23 protein-coding genes and 4 pseudogenes are annotated in these 24,711 nt (G+C 55.3%); 21 read left to right on the top strand and 6 right to left on the bottom strand.

Annotation, left to right across the window (positions count from 1 at the left end; all coding sequences use genetic code 11):
• Positions 1-4 precede the first annotated feature (4 nt).
• The 4 genes and pseudogenes from AO356_RS27210 to AO356_RS27200 all read left to right on the top strand — a co-directional run bounded on the left by AO356_RS27210 (position 5) and on the right by AO356_RS27200 (position 4,189).
• Positions 5-1,534 carry an acyl-CoA dehydrogenase family protein gene (locus AO356_RS27210; protein WP_143011713.1) on the top strand — a complete coding sequence of 510 codons (1,530 nt, stop codon included), beginning with the start codon at positions 5-7 and terminating at the stop codon, positions 1,532-1,534.
• Entirely contained in the window at positions 1,531-2,766 is a 1,236-nt protein-coding gene (locus tag AO356_RS27205; RefSeq protein WP_060742435.1) for a hypothetical protein, read from the top strand. Before AO356_RS27210 ends, AO356_RS27205 begins: the two co-directional genes overlap by 4 nt.
• A gap of 620 nt (positions 2,767-3,386) precedes the next feature.
• A pseudogene (locus AO356_RS31260) lies at positions 3,387-3,521 on the top strand (Arm DNA-binding domain-containing protein); the annotation flags it as partial.
• Positions 3,522-3,634: 113 nt separating this feature from the next.
• Entirely contained in the window at positions 3,635-4,189 is a 555-nt protein-coding gene (locus AO356_RS27200) for a hypothetical protein (protein WP_060742434.1), read from the top strand.
• A gap of 12 nt (positions 4,190-4,201) precedes the next feature.
• Here the strand turns inward: AO356_RS27200 and AO356_RS31255 are convergent.
• A pseudogene (locus AO356_RS31255) lies at positions 4,202-4,371 on the bottom strand (Arm DNA-binding domain-containing protein); the annotation flags it as partial.
• 107 nt (positions 4,372-4,478) lie between these two features.
• Positions 4,479-5,081, bottom strand: a complete 603-nt coding sequence (locus AO356_RS27195; RefSeq protein ID WP_007896162.1) for a helix-turn-helix domain-containing protein — start codon at positions 5,079-5,081, stop codon at positions 4,479-4,481.
• A gap of 161 nt (positions 5,082-5,242) precedes the next feature.
• Between AO356_RS27195 and AO356_RS27190 the strand changes: the two genes are divergently transcribed.
• Both AO356_RS27190 and AO356_RS27185 read left to right on the top strand, forming a co-directional pair.
• Positions 5,243-5,962: a B3/4 domain-containing protein gene (locus tag AO356_RS27190; RefSeq protein ID WP_060742433.1), complete on the top strand. Its 720-nt coding sequence runs from the start codon at positions 5,243-5,245 to the stop codon at positions 5,960-5,962.
• Between the two features lie 5 nt (positions 5,963-5,967).
• Positions 5,968-6,861, top strand: a complete 894-nt coding sequence (locus AO356_RS27185) for a dihydrodipicolinate synthase family protein (protein ID WP_060743226.1) — start codon at positions 5,968-5,970, stop codon at positions 6,859-6,861.
• A 56-nt stretch (positions 6,862-6,917) separates the two neighbouring features.
• Here AO356_RS27185 and AO356_RS27180 read toward each other — a convergent pair whose 3' ends face one another.
• Positions 6,918-7,400 carry a DinB family protein gene (locus AO356_RS27180; RefSeq protein WP_060742432.1) on the bottom strand — a complete coding sequence of 161 codons (483 nt, stop codon included), beginning with the start codon at positions 7,398-7,400 and terminating at the stop codon, positions 6,918-6,920.
• Between the two features lie 239 nt (positions 7,401-7,639).
• On the opposite strand from AO356_RS27180, the gene thrC reads away from it, so the two are divergent.
• From thrC to AO356_RS33490, 13 genes and pseudogenes are all read left to right on the top strand, one after another.
• Complete coding sequence (thrC, locus tag AO356_RS27175) at positions 7,640-9,043, top strand: threonine synthase (protein WP_060742431.1); 1,404 nt, start codon at positions 7,640-7,642, stop codon at positions 9,041-9,043.
• Positions 9,044-9,057: 14 nt separating this feature from the next.
• A complete protein-coding gene (locus AO356_RS27170; protein WP_060742430.1) occupies positions 9,058-9,495 on the top strand; it encodes an Lrp/AsnC family transcriptional regulator in 438 nt (145 codons plus the stop codon).
• Between the two features lie 117 nt (positions 9,496-9,612).
• On the top strand, positions 9,613-10,662 hold the full coding sequence (locus AO356_RS27165; RefSeq protein ID WP_007896168.1) for a homoserine dehydrogenase: 1,050 nt from the start codon (positions 9,613-9,615) through the stop codon (positions 10,660-10,662).
• Between the two features lie 2 nt (positions 10,663-10,664).
• Positions 10,665-12,083, top strand: coding sequence for an aldehyde dehydrogenase family protein (locus AO356_RS27160; RefSeq protein ID WP_060742429.1), 1,419 nt, complete (start codon positions 10,665-10,667; stop codon positions 12,081-12,083).
• A 51-nt stretch (positions 12,084-12,134) separates the two neighbouring features.
• Positions 12,135-13,337, top strand: coding sequence for a trans-sulfuration enzyme family protein (locus AO356_RS27155; RefSeq protein ID WP_060742428.1), 1,203 nt, complete (start codon positions 12,135-12,137; stop codon positions 13,335-13,337).
• Between the two features lie 141 nt (positions 13,338-13,478).
• On the top strand, positions 13,479-13,796 hold the full coding sequence (locus tag AO356_RS27150) for a DMT family transporter (protein WP_060742427.1): 318 nt from the start codon (positions 13,479-13,481) through the stop codon (positions 13,794-13,796).
• A 173-nt stretch (positions 13,797-13,969) separates the two neighbouring features.
• Positions 13,970-14,752: a transporter substrate-binding domain-containing protein gene (locus tag AO356_RS27145; protein ID WP_060742426.1), complete on the top strand. Its 783-nt coding sequence runs from the start codon at positions 13,970-13,972 to the stop codon at positions 14,750-14,752.
• Positions 14,753-14,803: 51 nt separating this feature from the next.
• Positions 14,804-15,532, top strand: a complete 729-nt coding sequence (locus AO356_RS27140) for an ABC transporter permease (protein ID WP_060742425.1) — start codon at positions 14,804-14,806, stop codon at positions 15,530-15,532.
• Positions 15,529-16,239: an ABC transporter permease gene (locus tag AO356_RS27135; RefSeq protein WP_060742424.1), complete on the top strand. Its 711-nt coding sequence runs from the start codon at positions 15,529-15,531 to the stop codon at positions 16,237-16,239. Before AO356_RS27140 ends, AO356_RS27135 begins: the two co-directional genes overlap by 4 nt.
• Positions 16,240-16,290: 51 nt before the next feature.
• Positions 16,291-17,052 carry an ABC transporter ATP-binding protein gene (locus AO356_RS27130; RefSeq protein ID WP_060742423.1) on the top strand — a complete coding sequence of 254 codons (762 nt, stop codon included), beginning with the start codon at positions 16,291-16,293 and terminating at the stop codon, positions 17,050-17,052.
• 11 nt (positions 17,053-17,063) lie between these two features.
• Entirely contained in the window at positions 17,064-17,408 is a 345-nt protein-coding gene (locus tag AO356_RS27125) for an Lrp/AsnC family transcriptional regulator (protein WP_081015432.1), read from the top strand.
• 32 nt (positions 17,409-17,440) lie between these two features.
• Positions 17,441-18,427: pseudogene (locus AO356_RS33495) on the top strand (cache domain-containing protein); the annotation flags it as partial.
• 45 nt (positions 18,428-18,472) lie between these two features.
• Positions 18,473-19,333: a methyl-accepting chemotaxis protein gene (locus AO356_RS33490; RefSeq protein ID WP_371919205.1), complete on the top strand. Its 861-nt coding sequence runs from the start codon at positions 18,473-18,475 to the stop codon at positions 19,331-19,333.
• Positions 19,334-19,360: 27 nt separating this feature from the next.
• On the opposite strand, the gene AO356_RS27115 is transcribed toward AO356_RS33490, so the two are convergent.
• The 3 genes and pseudogenes from AO356_RS27115 to AO356_RS27110 form a co-directional block, all read right to left on the bottom strand.
• Complete coding sequence (locus AO356_RS27115; protein WP_060742422.1) at positions 19,361-19,996, bottom strand: LysE family translocator; 636 nt, start codon at positions 19,994-19,996, stop codon at positions 19,361-19,363.
• Between the two features lie 208 nt (positions 19,997-20,204).
• A pseudogene (locus tag AO356_RS33165) lies at positions 20,205-20,333 on the bottom strand (transketolase family protein); the annotation flags it as partial.
• Positions 20,334-20,339: 6 nt separating this feature from the next.
• Entirely contained in the window at positions 20,340-21,254 is a 915-nt protein-coding gene (locus AO356_RS27110; protein WP_014338228.1) for a LysR family transcriptional regulator, read from the bottom strand.
• 257 nt (positions 21,255-21,511) lie between these two features.
• On the opposite strand from AO356_RS27110, the gene AO356_RS27105 reads away from it, so the two are divergent.
• Positions 21,512-22,537: a zinc-dependent alcohol dehydrogenase family protein gene (locus AO356_RS27105; RefSeq protein WP_060742421.1), complete on the top strand. Its 1,026-nt coding sequence runs from the start codon at positions 21,512-21,514 to the stop codon at positions 22,535-22,537.
• 677 nt (positions 22,538-23,214) lie between these two features.
• Positions 23,215-24,705 carry a hypothetical protein gene (locus AO356_RS27100; RefSeq protein WP_060742420.1) on the top strand — a complete coding sequence of 497 codons (1,491 nt, stop codon included), beginning with the start codon at positions 23,215-23,217 and terminating at the stop codon, positions 24,703-24,705.
• Positions 24,706-24,711 lie beyond the last annotated feature (6 nt).

Raw genomic sequence — 24,711 nt, 5'->3', positions numbered from 1 at the left:
GTCGTTGAATGCATGGATGATGCTTGATCCTCAAGCACGGCAGGACACGCCTGCTGTGACTGAGTTGAATGCATGGTTGCAGGACTGGGCGAAACGCCTGGACTTTCGCCTCATGGATGAGCGCCGTTGCCTGCCGCCGCACTTGGTGCTGGCAGTCGGGAACCGGGGTTTACTGGGAATGCAGGTGCCCGCCGACTATGGCGGCCGGTTGTGCTTGTCCAACTTCGAATTGCTGCGAGTACAGCGTCAATTGGGCGCCATTGATCTGACCTTGGCTTTTTTTATCGGTCTCAACAACGGGCTGGGTATCCGTCCTATTCAACGCTTCGCGGCGCCAGCCATCAAAGAGCGGTACCTGCCGCAACTGGCGAATGGTCGAATGCTCGCCGCGTTTGCGTTGACTGAGCGGGTGGCGGGCTCCAACCCGTTGGGCATGGCGGCCTGCGCGCAACGTGAAGGCAATGTGTTCAGGCTTGATGGGACTAAGTCCTGGTCAGGTTCGGCTGCATGGGCGGGCGTCATTTCGGTATTCGCCCGGCATATTGATGACCAAGGGCGTGAGCTCGGCTATTTGGGACTCTGTGTAGATGCAGAGCAACAAGGTATGCGCCAGGGTAGCGAAGCGATGACGCTTGGCCTCAAAGGCATGGTGCAGAACCAACTGCATTTTGAAGCTGCGCTGGTCAACCAGGACCGAGTCCTGGGAAGTGCCTATGCAGGCCTGGCTGTGGCCAGCGACACGATGGCGTTCGGCCGGCTGGGAATTGCCGCTACCTGTGTCGGTGGGTTATGGCGGTGTGTTCAGTTGATGATCCGCTATAGCACCCGACGTAGCCTGGGCGGTCACCGTCTTTGGGATCATGAGCATACTCAACGTGTGGTTGATGACGCGCTCTGTGCAGCGACTGCAATTGGTAATTGGGTCGATGACCTGGCGCTACGACTGGATCAGGGCTTACCTGACGCTCCCCCCGAGGTCCTGGCAGCGACGAAGTGGTTGGCCAGCGAGGTGCTTGGGGAGGTCAGTGATAGCGCGCTGCAGATGCTAGGGGCTCGCGGCTATTGCGATAACAATCCCATTGGACAACTCTGGCGCGACGCTCGTATTACGCGTTTATTCGAAGGGCCTTCGGAAACGCTGGCGGCTTTCATCGGCCAGCGCGTGCTGGAACAACCCAGCACGGTCATCGCCTACCTTGACCAGACTGCCCATGGCGAAATTACCCGAGCACGAATCCTGGAGTGGACCGCCGAAGAGGTGTCCGCCTCGCGTTTATCTGCGGGTACGCTCAGGTTGGGGGAATGTGCTGCCTGGTTGATGCTCTCGTCGCAACCGCTGGATGAATTCTGTCGCCGTTGGGTGGACTATCGACTGGAGAGGGCGCTGCACGCGTGGGAAAGAACACGTTTACCTATCAGAAAAACGAATTACTCAAGCGATTGGGCAACGATTGATGCAGGTCTTCAGGATTGCATCCAGCCCGGTGAAGAGCGCGAGATCGACCCTTTGCTTGCCTCACAGGTGAGCCTATGAAAGTACCGGCAGTGAAGGTTGGCCTTGCATTAGCGATACTGAGTAATGTCTGTTACGGCGCCGCTCTCGACGCGCTCGATTTCAATGGTCGTCTGGAAACCCGACAGGCGTTGACCCGCGAAGGCGAGTGGGGGCTCAACGAGTACTCCGCATTGTTGGGGGGGAGCTGGCAGGATGCATCTGGCTGGCGCTACAAGTTGCAAGTCAGGGCTTTGCAGGAAAATAAACTGGACGGCGACTATCACGAAGTCGAGCCCCGTGAACTCTTCGCTGAATACCAAGGCGAACGATGTACCTCCACGCTGGGGATACAACAAGTCGTCTGGGGCAGCGCTGACCGGCTCAGGGTCCTGGACGTGATCCATGCGTTTGACCGTCGCGAAGGCTATTTCGGCGACTATGTCCAGCAACGACGCCCATTGGCCATGCTCAACAGTGAATGCTCGGTATTCCAGGATCAATCCTTACAACTGCTGTTGATCCCCCAGACGCGTACGGACCTCCTTCCCGATAGCGGTGCCCGTTTTGCTGAAACCAGGGTCAGCGATTATTTGGGCAATATCCCTCAAACCGAAGCGGATGGTCCGGATTGGCGTAAACCTTCCGACTGGACACCCGCCTTGCGTTGGAGCGGCAACGCCCATGGGGTGGACTACTCCCTGAATGGCTGGCACGGCTGGCAGACTGAAGAGACCTACTCCGCCCGGCTGACACCCGCTGGCCTGAGTTATCGAGAAGCACTGAAGCGTCGCACACTGCTTGGCGGCTCATTCGCGATGCCGATAGGGCCGGTGGTATTCAAGGGGGAAGCGGCCTTCGTACCTGATGCCTATCGTTACTCCCAGGCACAAACCGGCATCGTTGAGCTGAAGAAGAACCGTGAGAAGCAATTGCTGCTGGGCGTGGATTACTTGAGTGGGGACTGGTTCTTCGGCATGCAGTACTACAACGTCTGGAAGGATGCCGTGGCGCATGCCGTCGATCAGGATCGCACGCAAATGATCAGCTTGGCGGTACGCCGCGAGCTGTGGCAGGGCCGGCTTTACCTCACCGCTTACGTTGCGCAGGACCTGCGCCTGGATGCGCAATATGCTTCTTTGGAAATGCGGTACGACGTTGATGCTCACTGGCAGCTACGTACGGGTGTGGACATATTCGAGGGAAGTCAGCGCAGCTTCGGTTATTTTGATGAACAAAGCCGGTGGATCAATGCTGTGCGTTATTCCTTTTAGCGTGGGCATGCGCTGCGTTAATGTCATTTTTGCGGGCGATGGCGACTCAGTCTGCAAATCCCTGGTGGTTCGATGAGTCGATATGCGAACTACTTAGCCCGCCGAGATGAGACATAGGGTGTGACATCTCTGTCTTCTACCGCCTGAAGCTCGAAGAACTGCCCTTTGGCGATTGGTCGGTGTCTGGTAGCTCAGCGGAAAACTTGACCTGGCGTTGGCTTTGAAAGCCTCCGCCACTGGCCGAGCCTATTCGGTTAAATGTGATGTGGGCGAGCAGGACTACTTCCATGGTCTGAACCTTCTATGTGAGTCTTACTTCTTTGTCGTAGGGGGCAGCGTCAAGGCCAAGTGCCCCCCTGGGTTCTTTCTAATTTGCACCCAACAATGATTTACCGATTGCGTTAGGTGCGATAATGATGCGCTTGCCGTGAGGCGTTGGCCACACGAACTGACGGATCTCAAGTGGCGCAAATGTAAATCACCAAAACGCTCACCTCTTCTGGTGAGGTGGTGGCCAGGAGTGGCAGTGACCCGATGAAGAACGCATAAATCACCTCCCTCGATGCCCGCTGCCAGAATCCAAACTTGTCCTAGGTTTTCAGCAGCAAACGCATGTACCCCATCTGCGCTACTACCGGCTCGGCAAGCAGAAGCGCATCTCCTTGGGCACCTATCCTGAGATTGGTCTGCGTGAAGCACGCACCTTGCGTGATGAAGCCCGGGCGCTCCTCGCGAAGGGTATCAATCCCATGACCGCAAATATGCTGCGGGTGTGAACAACATCTGGGCAAGTGAGCAGGCAAGTAAGCTAGGCTGTTCGCACGACAGGCCGTCGGTATTCGACGGCCTGAAAATAAAGGCGCTATCAATGTCGAAGCATTTGCTGTTGGGCTGGACCCGTTCCTTGTGCGTGCTTGCTGCCTTGAGCGGCGGGGCTACCATGGCAGTTGCTGCCTCGCCTGAAAAAACTGCTACGGCGGAATCGGACACCCAATCGGTGTCCCTGGCAGGCGGCAAGCTGAAGTTCATGCTGAAAGGCGTCGAGGCCCGTACCTTGAACAGCGAAAACGGCGGCACGATGTACTTCGATCCGAAAAGCGAGCAGGCCATCATCGTTACCGAAGGTCCGACGCCGACTGCGGGCACTACCCCGGACGCTGCGTTTCGCCTTGCCGTGGATACCTTGAAGGAAAAGCAGCAAGCCGCGTCACCCAACTTTCGCATGACTAGCGAGAAGACCATTCAGGTGAACGGCTTGAAGATATACCGCCTGGACGGCACCGACGATTTCAACGGCCTGAAACTACTGATGGCCTCGTTGATGACGATGAACGATCAGAAGATCACCATCATCGAAGTGATGTCCAGCGAAAACGACCCGGCCGGCCATACCGCTGCGTTGAAGAACATTCTGGGCAAGTAAACCGCAGGTTTCCGAATAGTTAGCCACATCGCGGCGCGCGCCGCGGGCAATGTCGCGCGTTTCCTTCAGACCGATGTCGGGTAAGCACCGATGGAGAAGCGGTTTTCCTTGCCATGCAGCCGATACTTCAAGCGCCAGAACTTGGAAGGGGATTTGCCGGGTTCGGTCAGCGGGCGGATCAAGGCATCATCCTGCGTGGGACTTGATGGCTTTCGGTGGCACCGCTTTTTTGAAATTGGATGGTTCGCCCGCCTTGCAGATGTTCACTGGCTGCCAGTCCACCGGATATCTATTGATGCATCTCCGTCACGGACATGGTGAACACCAACTTGGATCTGCCGGCATTGGAATAGGAGTGAGGTACATCGGTTTTGGCCACTGCCGAACTCCCCGCAGGGATGACCAGCTCTGTTTCCCCTACCACGCATTTCAGCGTGCCTTTCTCCACATGAAACAGCTCAAGCGTGCCCTGAGGATGCCCCTGTGAAGCGAAAGATTCGCCTGGGTGCATTTCCCAACGCCACAGCTCGATCATATTAGGACCGGACGTTCCCGCCAGAAGCCGCGCCGTTCCTCCCAGGTCCCCGGTCCAGAGCGTGGGGATGTCTTGACTGTCGATGATATGGGCGGATGGGGCTTCGGTCACATTGACGATGTCTGCAACGGACAGGCCCAGCGCGGCGGCGATTTTGCAAAGGATGCCGATACTGGGGTTCGCCGTACATTTCTCTATTTCGACGACCATTCCTTTGCTCACCCCTGAGCGGCGAGAAAGCTCATCCAACGTGATCTTCTGTGCTTTGCGCGCCTGTTTGAGCGTGCGCGCGACGGCCAGGCTGACGGCTTGAGCGTCAGCACCAGGGGTAGTCGACAGGCTGGTATTCGTGGTCATTGATGAGGGTCATGAGAAAAAATGTGTGGGGATTCTCGGCCTTTACCAATCGCCCCGTCAATCTGCACACGCGTTATAGTAGATGATATTGGTCATTATATTGACTTTATTGGTCGCCACTGACTAGCATGAAATGACATTTGGATTCCTGGAGGTTTTTGATGCTGTCCGTACTGCCGTTGATCGATCAAGCCGTTGCAGAATTGGCTCCGGAGTTCAGAGCCCTGAGCATTGTGGTGGGAGCTGCGCCACTGGCCAATCCTGAGGTAGCTCAGGCCGCGCTGGACCGTGCTTGCAAGGCTGTTCAGGAAGGTGGGCCAAGCTGGGGTGAAGCTCATCTGGCCGCATGGGCGGAGACATTCCGAAAGTTTGGGGCCAAGCCGCAACGCACGCCTTGTTCAGCTGAGGCGCTGCGTAAACGGGTTTTACGTGACGGAAGCTTGCCTAGCCTGGATCCCATCGTCGATCTCTACAACGCAATCAGTATTGAGTACGCCATCCCTGTTGGCGGGGAAAACATTGAAGCGTATGTGGGCTCCCCACGGCTGGTAGTCGCAGATGGCACCGAGCCTTTTGACACCATGAAAGAGGGCGCTCCTGCTTTCGAATATCCAGACCCCGGCGAGGTTGTCTGGCGCGATGACAAAGGCGTGACCTGCCGTCGCTGGAATTGGCGGCAAGGTGTGAGGACCCGTCTCGGTGCTGACGCGAAGTGCATGTGGTTCATTCTGGAAAGTTTGCCGGCGATGCCCCTTGAAGCCTTGACGGAAGCAGGGGACAAACTGATCGAGGGTTTGCAGCAAATGATGCCCGGCGCCCAGATCGAAAGCTCACTGATTGGTCCCGGGGCCAAATGGTCGACAGACCACTGCAAGGAGTGATGACCATGTTTACCGGCCTTAGTGCATTTCCTCTGACGCCTATGGATGAGCAGGGTGTGGACGAAATTGCTTTTGCCCGTCTTGTGCAGCAACTGGTGGCGGCGAAAGTAGATTCCATCGGGGCACTCGGATCCACCGGAAGTTATGCCTATCTCTCTCGCGCCGAACGTTTTCGAGTTGCACAGTTGGCAGTAGAGGCCGCAGAAGATGTGCCGGTGATGGTTAGCATCGGTGCGCTGCGTACACGCGACGTTTTGCTGTTGGCTGAGGATGCGCAAGCCGTGGGCGTCCAAGCCTTGTTGCTGCCGCCCGTGTCGTATCAAAAACTGACTCAGGACGATGTTTTTTCGATGTACGAAATGGTTTCGGCCAACATCTCAGTCCCACTGTGTGTCTATGACAATCCTGGCACCACCCATTTTGAATTTAGCGATGAGTTACACAGGCGTATTGCAGAGCTACCCAATGTCAGGTCAATCAAAATCCCCGGTGTCCCCGAGGCGCCGTACCTGGCCAAGGAGCGCGTGGAGCGCCTGCGAAAATTGATTCCGAGTCACGTGACTATCGGAATAAGCGGCGATGCGTCTGCTGCTGTTGGAATGAATGCCGGTTGCGATGCCTGGTATTCGGTCATGGGCGGATTGTTCCCCAATACAGCGCTCGCCATCACGCGAGCAGCATTGTCAGGTGACGCCTTAGAAGCCACGCGGCTATCCGAATCCTTGAAGCCGCTCTGGGCTTTATTCAGCCAATTTGGCGGTAGTTTTCGCGTGATAGCAACAGCGGCGGAGCTTCGCGGGTTTACTCACTCTGCGAGTGTGCCCCTGCCGCTCAGAACCATTGATGGGGAAGGGCGTGAGCAAATTGCTGCGGTGATTGAAGCGCTTGAATTGAGCTGAATATTGGCAAGGATATTCTGCCTCACCCGTGGCGGATGAGGCAGATGTTGCGATATCTACAGCTTCAAAAACGTTGTGAAATGATCCTGGTGCCCCTCCAGAATCTCCCTTGGCAGGATCGTGCCAACACCCCCTCGATGCTGCAGGCCATGAGAAAGGACATGAGCGAGGATTTGCTCCCTGGTCATGTTGCCGGGTTTGCCGTCCTTGAAGATAAACGCTACCGGGTCAGACAGCTCCGTTGCAGTGACTGATTTCGTATAGTCAACAAACCATTGATTTGCCTTTGTAAATGCCTCTTCCAGCTGGCAAATGTCTTGCCGTTGCTCAGTGACGACGTCGTCAAACTCCTCCGGTTTTCCTTGCAGTCTGGCGATGAACAACTGGTCCACGATATTGATGTGCCTGAGCCAGTAGCAGGCTTCCTCCATTTCCATCGGAAAGGACTTTGCTATGGGCGCTTTCAAGCAACTGAAAAGCGCCTCCTCAGACCATGCCTTGTACTGATAAAGCGAGTGCAGCAGGTTCTTGGCACACATGATTTTCTCCCATTTTCTAAGCGTCGGCGGCCCTTGGGCGCACCACAAGAGCAAGGACAAAGGCGTTGTCGTGCAACGGAACGGAATACCGTTGAAGAGATACGATAGTCACTATATTGACTTTAATGGTCAATGGAGTGAAGCTTGATCGAAGGCGATTAAAAACTGCCGCATTGAATTCCACAGAGCATCACCTTGAGGGTGAGCCGCTCGAAAATGGCTTGAGGGTGTCTTGGACCATGAAGTACGTCAGCACACGGACGCCTGGTAGAACATTTGAATTCAGCGAGGTCCTGATGGGGTCGTATGCGCCTGACGGTGGCTTGTACGTGCCGCGCAAGGTGCCCCGTTTCAAAAAGGAGGAGCTCTCAAAACTTGAGTGGCTGCCCTTTCACGAATTGGCTCGCCATGTCATCGAGCCATTTTTGGGGGGATGGGTCGAGCAGGATCAGCTATCTCGGATGCTTGAGGACACCTTTGATTGTTTTACAAACAACGCAGTGGCACCGCTTTACCAGACGGCAAGTAACGAGTGGCTACTGGAGTTGTTTCATGGGCCTTCAGGCGCCTATCAAGACTTTGGTCTTCAATTAATGTCTCGTTTTATCAATCACGATTTACTGAAGTCTGGGAAGAAGGCTCTGATTGTAGGTTGCACAGGCGGAGATACTGGAGCAGCTGCAATAAAAGCATTTTCGGGAATGACGGGCGTTACTTTGTTGGTGTTGCATCCTTCCAAGGAACTAACGGCGGAGGATCGCCGGCGCTTACTGAGTGTGGAAGAAGGTAATGTAATCAATATTGAGATCGCCGGAGATTATTCTGATTGCCATCGTTTGTGTGAGCAGTTCTTAAAACAAAATAATGATGCGCAGCAGCATCTTGTTTCGTTCAACTCAGTGCATTGGGTTCGTGTACTTGCGCACCTGTCCTTCTATTTCTATTCCGCCCTTCAGCTCGGCGCGCCTAAAAGACAAGTTGCTTTCAGTGTGCCGACCGGGAATTTTGGCGCCCTGTACGCTGGTTATATTGCCAAACAAATGGGGCTGCCCATTCGACAGCTAATCGTTGCCACGAATGCCAACGCCGGCCTGCATCACTTTCTCCAATCGAATCTGTACAGTCGAAATGAGATTCGCACTACAAAAACTCCCACTATGAATGTTTCATTGGCCTCTAATTTTGAGCGCTTGCAGTGGAGTATTTTAAATCGATGTGGAGAAAAAGTAGCTCGTAATATGCAGCTTTTAGAAGGAGAGGGCACCATCCACTTAGAGCAGGATGAATGGTTGGAGGCGCGTAAATTGTTTGACTCACTGGCTGTGGACGATGCGGATGCATTCAGTTGTATTCATGAGGTCTTTGCACAGAGTGGGTATCTCGTCAGCCCCAATACCGCTATCGGCTTGCGCGCTGCGCGCGTGAGCAGGCGCAGCTTGCTGATCCCCATGATTAGCCTGGCGACGACGCATCCCTCGAAGATTGGCGCTGCAACCGATAAGTCGGAGATTTTCGGCCACCTGAATACAGGCGGCGCTCCTGCATCCACCGAACAAGACTGTACTTCAATTCCTAACGACATCGGGGCGCTGACCTCGCTGGTCAGGGCCTTATCCAAAGACACGGAGTCTCACTCGTTATAAGTTCGGAGCCAGAGATGAAACGTGTTTTAGATAAAGTTGATGAGAAAATTTTGGAAGAACTCACCCGAAATGCACGGTTGGCCCACAATGATATTGCCGTGAAAGTTAATTTGTCCAGGAACGCAGTCAGGCTTCGGATTGAGCGATTGGAGCGCGATGGTTATGTCCGGGGGTACACAATTATTAAAGGTATACCCTCAGCCGATGTAGGGCCCATTAATGCGTTGATCTTTGTTTATCGTCAGGACCGTATGCGGGATTCAGAAGTTGTTCGCTCCGTCGGGGCAATGCCTGAAGTCATTTCCTGCAATGTGATGAGTGGTGACCTCGATATTGTGTTGACGGTTCAGGCGATGAATGCAGATCGCATCCACAGGGTATGGAGTGAGATTTCTGCGCTGCCGGGTGTCCTGAATACCGTGACATCTTTTGTGCTATCCAGCACAAAGTAGCAAGTTGTACCGTTGTGCGAGCATTTTGCTCGTAACAATGTTCTGTTTGCCATATTCGTAAAGTTAAGTTGGCGGATTACTATCTCCGCACCACAACATAACAATGAGAATCCTGTCGTGACTGAATACAAAATTGCGTTGCTTGGTTTTGGTGGTGTTAACCGCGCACTGACTCAGCTTATTGCCGATAAGAATTCGCGCTGGGCCGATGAGTTAGGTTTCACGTTGAAGATTGTCGGTGTCAGTGACCTTTACCTCGGCTCAATCATTAACAAAGACGGCTTGGATGCTCATGAATTGGCTGCAGTACCTGCTGCTAAAGGCGGCTTCAGGACGCTACCCGGCGGTAGTGCTGAACCGGCGAACGAAACCGTCATCCGTTTCTCAGGTGCGGATATTGTGGCTGAAGCAACCTTCACCAATCCTGTGGATGGTGAGCCGGCTACTACCTTCTGTCGCTGGGCGTTGGAGAAGGGCGTCAGTGTCGTGACCACCAACAAAGGGCCCGTGGCGCTGCATGCGCAAAGCTTGAAGACGCTGGCCGATAGTGCCGGTGCCCGCTTTGAATTTGAAGGTTCTGTCATGAGCGGAACCCCGGTTATCCGTTTGGCCAAGGAGTCACTGGCAGGCTCGGAAATCACCGGCTTCAAAGGGATCCTCAACGGCACGTCAAACTTTGTCCTCTCCAGCATGGAGACGGGGTTGGACTTCTCGAGTGCTGTCGCAAAAGCCCAGGAGTTGGGTTATGCCGAAGCCGATCCAACAGCGGATGTAGAAGGGCACGATGTGCGCTTGAAGGTCGTCATCCTCGCCAATGAACTACTGGGCGCAAAACTCAAACCAAGCGATGTCTTGTGCAAAGGGATCTCTGAAATCACGGCCAAGGATATCGCCGAGGCAACGAAAGTGAATGCCCGTTGGAAGCTGATTGGCAGTGCAGAGAAACGGAGCGATGGCTCGATTTCGGCCTCGGTGAGTCCACAGCTATTGCCATCGAGCGACGCACTCTCAGCAGTGAGCGGAGCCACCAACGCAATCACGTTCAGTACCGCCATTCTCGGTCCCGTCACCGTAGTGGGGGCAGGGGCAGGTCGTTTTGAAACCGCCTTCGCATTGCTCGCCGATATCGTGAGCATTCACAACCACAAAACCACGTCAGGTAAGTAATCATGAATAGCTTGAGTCTCTCGCTCGCTGCTGATTATAAGGCCATTACGGTGCTCAGCCCGTTTGACGGCAGCAAGGTGGGTGAAGTGGCAGACATACCTGCATCATCAGCCACCACGATAGTCGACACCGCTATTTCGGGTGCTTTGATTGCCAAGGATCTGCCGCGACATGAACGCGCGCGCATATTGGAAAAAGCCGCAGGCTCAGTCGAGCGTGACAAGGACGCCTTTGCCAAACTGATCGTCGCGGAGTCGGGAAAAACACTGAAGCAGGCGCGAAAGGAGGTGTTGCGCTGCGTCAACACCTTGAAGTTGTCTGCCGAAGAAGCCAAGCGTAATGCCGGTGAAGTCATCCCTTTTGATGCCTATGTCGGGTCTGAATCCCGTCAGGGGTGGTTCACGCGTGAAGCGTTGGGCGTAATCGTCGCCATCACCCCTTACAACGACCCGCTTAATCTGGTTGCGCATAAATTGGGACCTGCCATCGCAGGGGGAAATGCGGTCGTTCTCAAACCGTCTGAGCTCACACCGCTGTCAGCGATCAAGTTGGTAGAGTGTTTGATTGATGCGGGCCTGCCTCCGGCTGTCGTCACAGTCGCTACAGGCGGCGCCGCGCTGGGCAAGGCTCTTGTGGCCCACCGTGCGGTGCGCATGGTGTCGTTCACGGGCGGCTTTGTCACCGGTGAGCAGATCGCTCGCACAGCCGGCCTCAAGAAGCTGGCGATGGATCTTGGCGGTAACGCACCGGTCATCGTGATGGCTGATTGTGATTTGGATGAAACAGTCGACTCATGCGTGTCGGGCGCCTTCTGGGCAGCGGGTCAAAACTGCATCGGTACTCAGCGGATCCTCATCGAGGCCCCACTCTACGAAGTCTTCAAAACGCGCTTTGTTGAACAGACCCGGCAGTTGATCGTCGGCAACCCTGCTGACGAGCAGACGGACGTGGGGCCGATGATTACCGAGGCGTCAGCCAAGCGTACCGAAGAGGTGGTCAATGACGCCATTGCCAAAGGCGCCACCTTGTTGTTTGGCAATACGCGCAACGGCTCGCTCTATTCACCGACCGTGCTGGAAGGTGTCGACCGCCATTGCAAGTTGTGGTGCGAAGAAGTGTTCAGCCCGGTAGTCATCCTCCAGAGCGTCGCCTCCCTGGATGAAGCATTGGCACTGGCTAACGAACCTGAATACAGCCTGCATGCTGGGATCTTCACCAGCAATCTGAAGGTTGCAATGACCGCCGCTAAACGACTGGAGGCGGGCGGGGTGATGATCAACGACTCTTCCGACTACCGCTTTGATGCAATGCCTTTTGGCGGCTTCAAGTACGGGAGCATGGGCCGTGAGGGCGTACGTTTCGCTTACGAAGACATGACGCAACCCAAGGTCGTTTGCATAAACGGCGTGAGTGGAAGCTAAACAGCTCGCTCGACTCAACAATGAACCACACAACAATAAAGAGGAAACGAAATGCGCCCCGACAAGCACAATCTTTCGACATTATCTGCAGCAACGCTGGCTGTTCATGGCGGCAATGTCGCGGATGTCACCAGTGGCGCCGTCCGTACGCCATTGGTCATGGCGAACTCCTATCTCTTGCCGGAAGATCCAGCGACCATGGACTGGTCGAGCCCGGACGGGCTCGTGTACACACGCAATCAAGGCCACAACCAGGTTTGCCTTGAGAAGAAACTCGCAGCCCTTGAGGGGTGTGAAGACGCGGTTGTATTCGCGACCGGTGTCGCTGCGTTGCATTCAGTATTTTTTTCATTCTTGAAAAGTGGTGATCACGTCATTGTCAGTGACATCACCTACCAGGCGGTCTGGCGGCTTTTCGCCGAACTGCTGCCTGAACGTTACGGCATTGAGGCAACCTTCGTAGACGTCGGTGACCTGGAATCGGTACGTAACGCCATTCGCCCCAATACCAAGCTGATCCACACTGAAACGATCGCCAACCCCACCACGAAAGTTGCGGACATTGCTGCATTGGCTGAGATTGCACACGCCCATGGCGCGCTGATCTCTGTGGATGCCACGTTCACACCCCCTCCATTTTTCCGTGCGAGTCAACACGGCGTCGACTTCGTCATTCACTCACTGACCAAGTACATCAATGGTCATGGTGATGCCATGGGCGGGGTGGTGATCGGCTCCAATCCGCTGATCAACAAGATCAAGAATGATGCATTGGTTGACCTCGGCGCGACCATTTCGCCGTTCAACGCGTGGATGATCATGCGCGGCTCGGTCACGTTGCCTCTACGCTTGAAGCAATTGTTGAACACGGCCGAAAAGTTGGCTCAGTTTCTGGACAGCGATGATCGGATTGCCTACGTCTACTACCCCGGTTTGCCCTCCCACCCACAGCATAAGTTGGCGCGCCGGCAATTTGCGGGAAAGGGCTATGGTGCGGTGATGGCATTTGCCGTAGAGGGTGACCCTGATACCCAGAACCGCTTTGTGTCGAACCTGCGCATCATCACGTCGGCCGTTTCATTAGGGCATGACGAATCGCTGATCGTGCACGTAGGTGCAGAGGGTCGAGGTGGCTTTGACAAGTACCCCGAAGAGTTCCGCCAATACGGTCATCTGCGTTTTTCTGTAGGACTGGAAGACCCAGAAGACTTGATCAAGGATATTACGTTCGCACTGGACGCAACATTCAAGTGATTTGAATACGGGCGCTAAGTAACCAGGGTTTGGTCAACCCGTCTTTACCCCCGTACTCGCGGGGGTCTTTTTAATAACGTTGGCATAGTAGTTGCGCCTGGCGCGAACGGTATTTGCGTTTTTATAGTTTGGGAGTTACTCATGGCTTGGATGAGTTTGATCATTGCGGGTTTACTTGAAGTGATTTGGGCTTTTTCGATGAAACAATCTGAAGGGTTTACGCGATTAGTGCCAACGGTCATTACATTTATCACCGTGATTGCCAGTTTTGCGCTTTTATCCTTCTCGATGAAGAGCTTGCCGCTGGGTACGGCGTACACCATCTGGACGGGGATCGGCGCTGTGGGGGCTTTTGCGGCGGGTATTTTCTTCATGGGTGAACCCGCCACGCTGTTGCGAATTGTAGCTGCCGTATTGATTGTCAGTGGTTTGCTAATGATGAAGCTGGTGTCTGCTTGAGGGACGAGCATTTTGCTCGTGATAACGTTCAATTTGCCATATTCGTAAAGTCGCCGTACTCAGGTAACGTTCAAGTCGAGACGCAGGTCTCGCTAAATAATAATGAGTGTCACGGTCAATGCTGTCAGATGTTTACTGCCCTTAATCAAACTACAATATCTAGGGATGTAATTATGATTTCGCTAAAGAAGCTGTATTTAGTAATGGGCTTGGCGCTGTGCACAAGTGCAGTGTCGGCCAAAGAATACTCCACCTTGCGTTTCGGCGTAGATGCCAATTACGCACCGTTTGAGTCCAAGGCCGCCGATGGTAGCCTCAAGGGATTTGATATTGATCTGGGCAACGCGATTTGCGCCAAGCTTTCAGTCAAATGCATCTGGGTGGAAAGCGATTTTGATGGCTTGATTCCAGGCCTCAGGGCCGGCAAGTTTGACGGCATCCTGTCATCCATGACTGTGACGGCCACTCGCGAAAAAGCCATTGATTTTTCAAACGAGCTTTTCTCCGGGTTCACGTCCTATGTGTTCAAGAAAGGTTCGGGTCTGAACACAGATGTGGCATCACTCAAAGGCAAAACAGTTGGCTATTTTCAAGGCAGTATCCAGGAAGCCTACGCCAAGGCCGTGCTGGACAAAGCTGGGGTAAAAATCCAGTCCTATCAGAACCAGGATCAGGTGTATTACGACCTGGTAGCGGGTCGGCTGGATGCATCCCTTCAGGATACGCTTCAAGCCCAACTGGGTTTTATCACCTCACCTCAGGGCGCTGAATACGAAATGAGCCCGTCGGTAGAGAGCCCTTATCTTCCCTCCAAAACAGCCATCGGCATCGCCAAGGGCAATACAGAGCTTAAGGCCTTGCTGGATAAAGCGATCCAGGCCCTTCACGACGATGGGACCTATGATTCGATCCAGAAGCAGCATTTTGGCGATCTGAATCTTTACAGCGGCAAATAACCATCCGGCGCTCGTCCGCTGGATGGGCGTTTTCGCTATAGGTTGTTGATCATGTTCGAAACACTATTAGGCGCATTGGGGCTCTCCGCATTCAGCCTGCAAGGCTTCGGCCCGTTGCTGCTCGAAGGCGCCTGGATGACCGTCAAGCTGTCCCTGTCCGCCCTTGCGCTCAGCGTATTGCTCGGGCTGATTGGCGCCAGCGCCAAACTGTCCAGCCTCAAGCTCCTGCGCTTGCCGGCGCAGCTCTACACCACGCTGATTCGTGGGGTGCCCGATCTGGTACTGATGCTATTGATTTTCTACAGCCTGCAAACCTGGCTGACGGTCATCACGGTGGCATTGGGCTGGGAGTACATCGAAATCAATCCCTTCGTTGCAGGAATCATTACCCTTGGTTTTATCTACGGGGCTTATTTCACCGAAACTTTCCGTGGCGCCATGCTGGCAGTACCCCGTGGCCAAGTCGAAGCCGCTACCGCCTATGGGTTAAGTCGCGCCCAGCGTTTTCGCTTTGTGGTATTCCCGCAAATGATGCGGTTTGCCCTCCCGGGGCTGGGTAACAACTGGATGGTAATTCTCAAAGCAACCGCATTGGTGTCGATCATCGGTCTGGCTGATTTGGTAAAGGCTGCCCAGGACGCAGGAAAAAGCACCTACCAATTGTTCTTTTTCCTGGTGCTGGCTGCACTGACCTACCTGATCATCACCAGCATCTCCAACTTCGTCCTGCGCTGTCTGGAAAAACACTACGCCGCGGGTTCACGGGAGGCGGCGCGATGATTGAACTACTGCAGGAGTACTGGAGGTCATTCGTCTACAGCGATGGCCAGCAAATCACGGGTCTGGCCATGACATTGTGGTTACTCAGTGCATCGCTTTTCATCGGCTTTATCGTGTCTATTCCATTGTCCATCGCACGCGTGTCACCCAGGTTTTACGTACGCTGGCCGGTGCAATTTTATACCTACCTGTTCAGGGGGACACCGCTCTATATCCAACTGCTGATCTGCTACACGGGGATCTATAGCTTGGCGGCAATACGTGCTCAGCCTTTGTTGGATGCATTTTTCCGCGATGCAATGAACTGCACCATTCTTGCCTTCGCTTTGAACACGTGCGCTTACACCACTGAGATATTTGCCGGAGCCATTCGCAACATCGCCCATGGCGAGGTCGAGGCGGCAAAAGCCTATGGCCTCTCGGGATGGAAGCTCTACGCATTCGTGATCATGCCGTCAGCCTTGCGTCGCTCGCTGCCGTATTACAGCAACGAAGTGATCTTGATGCTGCACTCAACCACGGTGGCATTCACCGCCACGGTGCCGGACATTCTCAAAGTCGCCCGTGACGCGAATTCTGCGACCTTTTTAACCTTTCAATCGTTTGGGATTGCGGCGCTGATTTACCTGGCGGTGACCTTTGCGCTGGTCGGTTTGTTCCGAATTGCCGAACGTCATTGGTTGGCTTTCTTAGGGCCGACTCACTGAGTCCTGTGTCTGACAGGGCCGCCCCCGAACTCTTAGAGGATGATTGCGAACATGTACAAATTGACAGTTGACGGGCTACACAAAAGTTACGGTACCCATGAAGTACTCAAGGGGGTTTCCCTGCAAGCCAAAACGGGCGATGTCATCAGTCTGATCGGCGCCAGTGGTTCGGGAAAGAGTACGTTCCTGCGCTGTATCAATTTTCTCGAAACACCCAACGACGGTGCCATGAGTTTGGATGGCAAACCAATTTGCATGGTTAAAAATCATGCTGGATTACGTGTGGCGGATGACCGTGAGCTGCAACGACTACGTACCCGCTTGGCCATGGTCTTCCAGCATTTCAACCTGTGGGGGCACATGACCGTGCTGGAAAACATCACCATTGCCCCGCGGCGGGTGCTAGGGGTCAGCAAAAAAGACGCAGAAGATCGTGCGCGGCGGTACTTGGATAAAGTCGGCTTGCCTGCCCGTATTGCCGATCAGTTCCCTGCGTTTCTTTCCGGAGGTCAACAGCAGCGGGTAGCGATCGCCCGCGCCCTCGCCATGGAGCCCGAAGTCATGCTGTTCGACGAACCCACCTCGGCGCTTGACCCTGAGGTGGTGGGCGAGGTTCTCAAAGTCATCCAGGGCCTTGCTGAAGAGGGGCGCACCATGATCATGGTGACCCATGAAATGGGGTTTGCACGCAAAGTGTCGAACCAGTTGCTGTTTCTTCATCAAGGACTGGTTGAAGAGCAGGGTGGACCTGAAATTCTGGATAACCCCAGAAGCGAGCGCCTGCAGCAGTTTCTGTCCAATGGGCTTAAGTGAATGCCTTGGCTATGACCGGCGGAACAAAGAACCACGCGGCCCCTGAGTGTTTGGGACGCATCGACGCGGCCATCGTCGACGTACTGCGCAGCAATGGGCACATCACTTATAAAAAACTCGCCTCACTGGTGCACTTGAGCGAGAGCCCTTGTCAGCAACGCGTTCGCAAGCTGGATAGGCTGGGCGCCATCCGCGGTTACGGGGCATTCATTGACGAGCATAAGCTATCACCCGGTTTGTCACTGGTGGTTCTAGTGACCTGGCTGGAGAGCACTGAACTGCACCTCGAGAAACTGCTGGCCTATCCACAATTGGGCGTCATCAAGCCTTCATCGACGCACCTTGGTATCGAATAACAATTACAACACTCCAAGCCTATGGATAAACCATGATGATTGCGAACCTGAAGTTCAGTCATAAGGTATTGCTTGCGGCATCATTCGTTGTTGTCGCAGCGTTTTCGCTTTTTACGCTTTACAACGACTCGATTCAACGCAAAACCATCCGCACGAACCTTGAAAACCACCTCGAGGAAATGAGCAAGATCACGGCTGCAAGCGTTCAGTCCTGGCTCTCTGGGCGGATACTTCTGGTTGATCATATTGCCCAGACGATTGCCAATGATCCCGCGTCGCAACACATCACGCGGCTGCTGGAGCAGAGGTCGTTGCTCTCGACGTTTACCTTCACTTATCTAGGCAGTCGTGACGGTAGTTTCGTCATCCGGCCAAAGGACGACCTACCCGCTGATTACGATCCTCGCACCCGACCTTGGTATACGGACGCAATGACTGTCGGAGGAACCACGCTGACCGAGCCGTACCTGGACGTGACGACGGGCCAACTGATGATGACCATTGCAACGCCGGTCAGTCACGATGGCCAGGCGCTTGGGGTGGTAGGCGGGGACCTGACACTTGAGACGCTGTCGACCATAGTCCGCTCGCTCGACCTGGGTGGAATGGGCTATGCCTTTCTGGTCAACGCAGATGGCAGGGTGCTGGTTCATCCCGAAAAAGAACGGGTGATGAAGCAATTGAGCGATATTTACCCGCTGAACACGCCATCCCTTAGCTCTCATATCAGCGAGACGGAGCAGGACGGAAAACCTCAAGTTTTGATGTTCTCGCCGATCAAAGGACTGCCTTCGGTGAACTGGTATATCGGTTTGTCCATCGACAAAAGCGAAGCTTATGGCGCACTTGGTGATTTTCGCACTTCCGCCATTTTGGCGATGGTTATTGCCGTGGCGACCACGCTGCTTCTGCTGGGCCTGCTTATTCGCGTACTGATGCGGCCCCTGAGATTGATGGGTACAACCATGCGGGATATCGCCCAGGGAGAGGGTGACCTTACCCGCCGCTTGGGTGCGCACTCGAAAGATGAGTTCGGAGAATTGGCCGCAGACTTCAACCTTTTTGTGGAGCGCATCCAGCACTCAATACGTGAGGTGTCTTTTGCCACCGAGCATGTCAATGAAGTGGCCAGGCGCGTGACGCAGACCTCCAGCGCCTCCATATCAAACTCGGACGACCAGGCCAATCGCACCAACAGTATTGCCGCGGCAATTAATGAGCTGGGTGCGGCGGCCCAGGAAATCGCATGCAACGCGGGTGACGCCTCCCTTCAGGCGTCGGATGCCCGACGCCAGGCAGAAGATGGCCGCGCGGTAGTGACACAAACGATAAATGCCATGGACGAGCTATCAGGAAAGATCCGCACCTCATGCAGCAACATTGAGGCGCTGAATGGTAAGACGGAAAATATCGGGCGGATTCTTGAAGTCATCAAAGGCATTTCCGAACAAACCAACCTGCTGGCACTCAATGCTGCGATCGAGGCCGCGCGGGCGGGTGAAGCCGGGCGTGGTTTTGCTGTTGTGGCTGACGAAGTCCGTAGCCTGGCTTACCGCACTCAGACCTCAGCCCAGGAGATCCATACAATGATTGCAGAGCTTCAGATGGGGGCACGTGAGGCGGTACTCACCATGAAAGAAAGCGAACGCTACAGTAAGGACGGTGTGATTATCGCCAACCAGGCCGGTGAGCGGCTGGGCAGTGTCAGTCAGCGCATTGGCGAGATTGACGGAATCAACCAGTCGGTAGCGACAGCAACAGAAGAGCAAACTTCAGTTATCGATTCACTGAACATGGATATCACCGAGATCAAAACCCTCAACCAGGAAGGGGTGGAGAACCTGCAGGCCACACTGCTTGCTTGTGACGATCTTGAACGACAAGCCACACGACTCAAACAGTTGGTGGATGGCTTCCGAACTTAGGCCATCCCCACAAGGGCCGGCATTAAGTCATGTGCGGGAAAACAACAGCTTCAAGCCTGCTGCTCCAAATACTAAGGCGAGGGTACCTTCGATCCATCGGCGCGCCCTGCGATAACCCCGAATCATTGGAGCTGTTGAGAAAACGATCGCATAGCTGCAGAAAATTGTGATGCTCAAAACGGCACAGCCCGCCAGGATGATTAAAACCGTCTCAGGCGTCGCTTGTGGTCCCAGCCCCAGTGTCATTGTTGCGATCCAACCCAGCAAAGCCTTTGGGTTGGTAAGGTGCATAAGCAAGCCGCGCCGGTAGAGGCCAAAGCCAGAAACGGTTGGTGCTGCGGCTAACGCCTTCTGAATTCGCTCATCAGAGCTCAGAGCAGATCGCCCAGCTTTTACAGCAAGGAACAGCAAGTACGCTCCGCCGACTATCTTGAGTACGAAGAGTGCCTGTGCGAATTGGAGCAGAATGGCTGATACACCTGTAGCGGCCATTGCCCCCCAGAAGAAAGAACCACTGATGACTCCAGTTGCCAGCATCAGCGCAGGCTTTCTCCCTTGGTGCATGGCAACGCCCATGATTCGCATGTTGCTGGGGCCAGGGCTGGCAGCTCCCACAATGTAGGCTGTGAATACCAGCAGTAAGTGGTGCAGATCAAATGACATTGTTAGCCTCTGGAAGAATGCATGACAGCCAGTAGCTTAAGTGGTTCCAACGTGCACGTCATTCCATCAGTTGCCCAAATCTGACCCGTTCGCCTCTAGTTCTTCTCGGAAATTTTTTGTTCGGTGCAGCCTTTTCAGGCATAACGCTTACCCCAAAACAGACTGTCGGTGTTCAAGGGGTATGATTCAGCCCCTGCAGTTTTAAATCCTACAACCAACCCTTGATCTGCGCGCGCACAGCCTGGGTAAAAATACCGTAGCGATCGTGTAACGTCGGAAGCGCACCAACATCGAGAAACGTGTCCTGCAACACTATTTGTCTGAACGTCGGCGTAACTTGGTGTTAAAGGCTCTCAGGGTCGCCAAAAAACATCTGAATCCGCGAACGCAACCAGCGCTCCCCAGGATCATTGTCCTGAGAACCCCGCCAGGCCATATGCAGTTCGAAGCTGCGCACCGGTATGGGCGGGTCTTCGGCGCGTACGCCACCGGCGGCGGTCAGCGCGTCGGCGGTGTAGTCGGGCACGGTGGCGATGATGTCGGTGCCCGACAACAGGGTGCTCAAGCCGTTGAACTGCGGCACGGCCAACACCACATGACGTTTACGGTCGAGTTTTGCCAGTTCTTCGTCGATGAAACCGCTCAAGTCACCGGCGAAGGAGACCAGGGCGTGGGGGCGGGCGCAGAATTCGTCTAGGGTCAGTCGTCCCGGCGCGGTGTCGGCGCGCAACACTTTGGGCATGCTGCGCCGCAAGACCTTGCGTTTGGCGTTGGCCGGGAGGTCGTCGGTGTAGCTGACGCCGATGGAGATTTCACCGGACGCCAGCAGGCCCGGCATCAGGATGTAGTTGACCCGGCGCACCACCAGCACAATGCCCGGCGCTTCAGCCCGCAGGCGTTTGAGCAGCATGGGCAGCAGGGCGAATTCGGCGTCGTCCGACAGGCCGATGCGAAACACCGAGGTGCTGGTGGCCGGGTCGAATTCCGCGGCGCGGCTGACTGCCGTGGAAATCGAATCCAGGGCCGGAGAGAGCAGGGCGAAGATCTCGACCGCCCGGGCCGATGGTTCCATGCTGCGGCCGGTGCGCACGAACAGCGGGTCATCGAACAGGCTGCGCAGGCGCGACAGTGCGGCGCTGATGGCCGGCTGGCCAAGAAACAGCTTCTCGGCCGCGCGAGTCACGCTGCGTTCATGCATCAACGTTTCGAACACGATCAACAGGTTCAGATCGACACGCCGCAGGTCATTACGATTCATCTGGGGTCCTGGCAGATTCGGTAAGCTTGACGTGAACGGCCATATGGGAACAATGGCCGGCATGAATCTTACGGGGAAAGGCTGGTACTCTGCACCGGCTAATTGAGTTTTCTTAGGTTAAGTCCTACAGGAGTGGTTGGTTTTTCTTGCTGCGGAATCAATGACAGGCATGTCGACTATTAATAGCCACTGATGGTCTTGGCTACAAAGCCCGGATAGAGTTCGTGGCATTAGAGGTTACTTTGACGAGGTTTGCGATGTCCCGCACGATCCGTTTTCACAAGTTTGGTGGTGCCGAGGTGCTCAAATGCGAAGAGCATGCGGCGGCTCTTCCTGCGCCAGGAGAAGTGCAGGTCCGCGTCGAAGCGATCGGCATCAGTTGGTACGACACCTTGTGGCGCCAGAACCTGGCGTCCTCCCAGGCACGCCTGCCTTCGGGCCTGGGCCATGAAATGGCCGGCGTGGTCACGGCCGTCGGCGACGGCATCGATGACTTGGCCGTGGGCGACAAGGTCGCCAGTTTTCCGGCCGAAAGCCCGAACGACTATCCGGTGTACGGTGAAGTCATCGTGCTGCCCCGCACCGCCCTGACCCGTTATCCCGATGTGCTCAGCCCGATCGAAGCCGCCGTGCACTACACGCCGCTGCTGATCGCCTATTTCGCCTACATGGACCTGGCGCGGGTCAAGCCGGGGCAATTCGCCCTGGTCACCGATGCCAGTCATTGCGCCGGCCCGTCCTTTGTCCAGTTGGGCAAAGCCTTGGGAGTGCGGGTGATTGCGGCCACCAAGACGGCCGACGAGCGTGAATACCTGCTGTCGTTGGGCGCCGAAAAAGTCATCGTGACAGAAGAGCAGGATTTGCTGATGCAAATCAACAAGCTCACCGATAACCGTGGCGTCGACGTGGTATTCGACGGCCTTGGCGGGCCGCAGATGTCGCTATTGGGCGATGTGCTGGCGCCCCGTGGCAGCCTGGTGTTGTATGGCTTGCAGGGCGGCAACCAGACGCCGTTCCCGGCCTGCGCGGCGTTCCAGAAGAACATTCAGTTCTTCGTGCACTGCATCGGCAATTTTACCGGCAAGCCGGAACTGGGCATCGTCCAGGACCAGGTGGCATTGCAACGAGCGTTGCGCGATATCAATCAACTGACCGCCGATCGCGTGCTGCTGCCACTCAAGACTCGGGTCTTCCCGTTCTCCGAGTTTGTCGAAGCGCACCGGTACATGGGTGAATGCCCTTGCCGTGAACGCGTTGCCCTTCAGGTCGTCGACCCCGCCTGATACCTGTCTTGCGCAAGAGTCATCGCCGGGCTCTTGCGCTGTCTTCGATTCGATCTTCATCCCTCCTTTCCCACGCACTGGCAGCCTGACGGCGGTGCGTTCGTGCCTTGCAAGGCCCCTCCAGCAACCTGTCCCGGTTCGCTCGAAGCAGAAACGGTTTGCCGGTGAACATCTGAACTGGTTTTTGCCCTCAATCTGTATCTTCTAATCATTATTTAAGTCCTGATAATTGAACGCTGATTTCCATATCAAGGAAGAAGTCGTGGTGCGGTGTAACTTTTTCGAAGGCTTTCATCCTTCAAGGCACATTCAAGGTGCAACGAGCGTTAATTGGCAGGGGGCTATCTATCGATCCTGGAGAAAACAGGGTGGGGTGGAAGGTCAATTAAAGTTCGGCAAGTTCCTTATTTCTCGTACTCATTGTCTGTGGGACGTTGTCGGAATTCTCCTAGGACGTACCGCCAGCTCGGCAAGGCCCTGTATTTTCAAGGCCTGCAGCGGGGGTGCCCGGGAGCACGGGGTGACTTCCTGCGTATGTATCAAATAATTACGACAAGCAATGCTTGGGCGTATTGCTAATACTCTTTGAGTACTAGAACGATTCATTCAGACCAACACGTCGCGCGGTCACGTTGGTGCGGGTGCGGCGCCGATAGTTGAATTTCAGGTAAATGGCTATGAGTGCAATTCATGAGCAGGCAATGACTCACGTGTATCAACAGATACTGCAACGATTGTTGGGTTTTTATTCCCGGGCCGAACGGACCGCGTTGCAGCTTTTGATCCAGCGATTGATTGTCGCCGCCGGAGGTATCGATCGGATTGGCGATTATCGTGTGTTGACGGTCCAGAACGGGAGCCGGGAGAGCTTTTATGTACTGACCGCTTTGCGGGCCGCCCAGTTGAGCATCGCGGGCCGGCATCCGGTGACCTTCGCCTTGCGCGTCGCCACGCCGCGCCTGAGCGAAACCACCCAGGCGACGCTGGAGAACATCCATCGCTGCTACAGCGCATTGTTTGTCTATGACGATCCCCGGGTCGAATTGCTGATGGCGGATAACCGCGAGGTGTTGCCGTTCAATCACCGGCAGCCCTTGTCGGTACCGGGTCACGAGGCCAATCGCATGGACCTGCTGGCCTTGGGGCACCTTCGCTCGGTCGACAGTCCCCTGGACATCGGGAGCGACGGTTACCTGGCGATGGCCGACTTCTATCGGCACATGGCCCGCTGGGAGTCTGGCGTGGATTCGATGGTCAGCAGCGATACGCCACGCCAGCAAAGACAGTTCATTTCAGGCCTGCGTCGCGCGGCCCGCAAAATCGGTCTGCCGACCGACAATATCGGTTGCTTCGACAGCCTCTTCGCGCACCTCGATACCTTGAGCAGTGATCTCTACGAGCATTTCTACGGTCCCGAACGCCTTGGTGCCTGGAAGCCTGAGGGGCATTTCGAGGCCTGCCGGCGGATGAGCCATATCGGCATCGACGACCTGATCGTCGACAGACTGGAGGGCACCAACTGGCCGCTTTTCAACGAATTCCTACGGGTACAGACCGATGGCCTCATGCCCTCGGCGATCGAAAACGAATACCTCAGCCCGCTGCTGTCGGCCCATTTGCATGGCCTGCTGGCCTGCTACGTGCAAGGGCGCAGCTACGAAACGGGTTACAGCGACTATGTGCAGCGGGCGATCATGATCATGCATCGCAAGCAACTGCCGGAACACGCCTGCGAGCAGGCTCGGACGTTGTTCGGCTCACCTTCGGCGATTCCCGAGCGCCGCGCCTATGCGGCCCTCGAAGCGCAAAAGGTCCTGGGGCTCAGCGAAACGCAACTGGTGTGCATGCTGTTCGCGCCATTCGTGGGGCAGGGCGAGGGCCTGGAACACTTCCTGCGCTGTTGCCACCCCGGCATGCTGGTGGCGATGCCGGACCTGCACAAGGCCATGCAGGGCGCGACAGTCGCCGATCAGATCGCGCAATGGATGGTCGACGTCAGTGGCCTGCCCATCGATATCCTTGGCAAACTGTACCGGGCGAGCGTTACCGTGCCGGAACAACCGGAAGCGATGCCGGGAGCTGATCTGCAGCAGGCCCTTGACGACGTTGATACCGCAGAAGCCGGGCAGGCCGTCGATGAGCCGCACGAACGCTCGGCAAGGCACTGAGGAACG

It is taken from the genome of Pseudomonas fluorescens (genome assembly GCF_001307275.1).
GTDB classification, from domain to species: Bacteria; Pseudomonadota; Gammaproteobacteria; order Pseudomonadales; family Pseudomonadaceae; genus Aquipseudomonas; species Aquipseudomonas fluorescens_AA.
This window is presented reverse-complemented; position numbering and strand designations above follow the sequence as displayed.